1 protein-coding gene is annotated in these 236 nt (G+C 33.9%); it reads right to left on the bottom strand.

Going from position 1 to position 236, the window contains the following annotated elements; genetic code table 11:
- On the bottom strand, positions 1–236 hold a 236-nt coding region (locus LIZ98_RS17840), incomplete at both ends, for an amino acid--tRNA ligase-related protein (protein ID WP_304502987.1).

Below are 236 nucleotides of genomic sequence, written 5' to 3' on the forward strand. Positions count from 1 at the left end.
TAAACAAGCCTCACGAATATTATCTAATTTAAGTAAAGCCATAGTAAAACGTTCAAGGCCAATTGACCACCCAGAATGATGCACACTTCCCCAGCGAAAACTATTAATATAAAATTCAAAATTTTTAGGATCTAAATTACGCTCTTTTAATTGTTTAATTAATATTTCTGGTAAATGAACACGCTGCCCCCCTGAAGAGATTTCTATTCCACCATATAAGGCATCAAATCCCTTAC

The organism is Caldibacillus sp. 210928-DFI.2.18, assembly GCF_020554505.1.
In the GTDB taxonomy this organism is placed as follows: domain Bacteria; phylum Bacillota; class Bacilli; order Bacillales; family Caldibacillaceae; genus Caldifermentibacillus; species Caldifermentibacillus hisashii.